Origin of the sequence: Bacillus sp. COPE52, from assembly GCF_003355115.1 — a bacterium.
GTDB lineage: Bacteria > Bacillota > Bacilli > Bacillales > Bacillaceae_G > Bacillus_A > Bacillus_A toyonensis.
Genome location: NZ_CP031292.1, coordinates 5,598,385 through 5,600,175, shown reverse-complemented (window position 1 = coordinate 5,600,175; position 1,791 = coordinate 5,598,385). Strand labels below are relative to the sequence as shown.

1 protein-coding gene and 1 pseudogene are annotated in these 1,791 nt (G+C 37.2%); one reads left to right on the top strand and one right to left on the bottom strand.

The annotated features are described in order from the left end of the window. Positions 1–335: pseudogene (locus DPQ31_RS28365) on the bottom strand (cell wall anchor protein); the annotation flags it as partial. Positions 336–567: 232 nt separating this feature from the next. On the opposite strand from DPQ31_RS28365, the gene DPQ31_RS28360 reads away from it, so the two are divergent. Continuing rightward, positions 568–1,791, top strand: a 1,224-nt coding sequence (locus DPQ31_RS28360; RefSeq protein WP_208731395.1) for an SH3 domain-containing protein, incomplete at its 3' end; no start/stop codon positions are given.

Genomic DNA, 1,791 nt, shown 5'->3' with positions numbered 1-1,791 from the left:
CTGCCACCAGAACCACTGCCATCAGAGCCGCTGCCACCAGAACCGTTACCACCAGAACCACTGCCACCAGAACCACTGCCACCAGAACCACTGCCATCAGAGCCGCTGCCACCAGAACCGTTACCACCAGAACCACTGCCACCAGAACCGCTACCACCAGAACCGTTGCTTCCTGGAGGTTTATTATTATCTTTTGAGTTTTCTTCTGCTAAATGATCGCTGTTTTGTACAATAGCGTTTGTTGGAGAGAAGTTTTCCGTGGCTGCATTACCGATATTCAAGCCGCTAAAAAAAGATAAAGAAAGTGTTGATGCTAAAATGAAGATTTTCGTCATTGTTTTCCTCCTGAAAAATTAATATTCCATCTAAAATACATCCCTTTGTAATATTTCATAGGAGATATAGTTTTATGCAAAAAACTATATAGATAAGATGTTCACAAATTTTATGGCTATATTTAGATATTCAAAATAAATATTTCGGAATGATATGTTAAGATTAATAGTAAGAAGAATAAAAAAGGGAGGGCTGAAGAATATAGGATTTCTTATATTCTTATAAAAAATTATGAAACAAACAACAAAACAAATAATAACAGGTACATTTCTAGCGACAGCAACATCTTTTATTTCGACGCATGCCTTTGCAGAAAGTGATAATTTAGCGACAGTAAATGCAACAAATTTAAATATACGTGAACAACCTACAACTCAAGGGAAAGTTATAGGAACAGTAAAAAAGGGAACAAATGTACAAGTTTTAAGTAAGGAAAAAGAATGGGCTAAAATTTCTCATGATGGAAAAGAGGGGTATGTCACATTACAATTTTTAGGATTTTCGAATGGAAATCCAAACGTTGAACAAAAACAACAATTAACGATTAATAATGGACAAAAAGAAGAGGGAATTGTTACGGCAACTCGTTTGAATGTACGTAATAGTCCAACTCTAGGTAGTTCAATGATTGGCTATGTTCAAAAAAATGAAAAAGTAACGGTATTAGGAAAAGCGAACGGCTGGGCAAAGATTGAATATAAAGGAAAAGAGGGATATGTATCTTTAGAGTTTTTAAAATTTGGAGATGCAATTCAAACACCTGACACTTCTGGCCAAAAGCAACTGCAACCAACAATCAAAAATGGAGCACAAGAAGTAGGAACAATCAATGCAACAAGCTTACGAGTAAGAAGCGCAGCGAATACAAGTAGCTCGGTTTTAGGGAACCTAAAAAATGGTGAAAAAGTAACAGTACTAGGAAAAGCGAATGGTTGGGCAAAAATCAGCTATCAAGGAAAAGAAGGGTATGTATCGTTAGAGTTTGTGAAAATTGATGGCAACACAGAAGAGATAAAAAAGCCGGAACAACCGAAAACATCAGATGCAACGATTAAAAATGGAACGCAAGAAGTAGGAACAATTAACGCGACAAGCTTACGAGTAAGAAGTGCGGCAAATACAAGTAGCTCGGTTCTAGGAAACTTAAAAAATGGTGAAAAAGTAACAGTACTAGGAAAAGCAAATGGCTGGGCGAAAATCAGCTATCAAGGAAAAGAAGGGTATGTGTCGTTAGAGTTTGTGAAGTTAGAAGCAGGAAAACAAGAAGAAAAGCCAGCGGAAAACATTACGAATGGAACGCAAGAAGTAGGAACGATTAATGCGACAAGTCTCCGAGTAAGAAGTGCGGCAAATACAAGTAGCTCAGTTCTAGGAAACTTGAAAAATGGTGAAAAAGTAACAGTACTAGGGAAAGTAAATGGCTGGGCGAAAATCAATTACCAAGGAAAAGAAGGG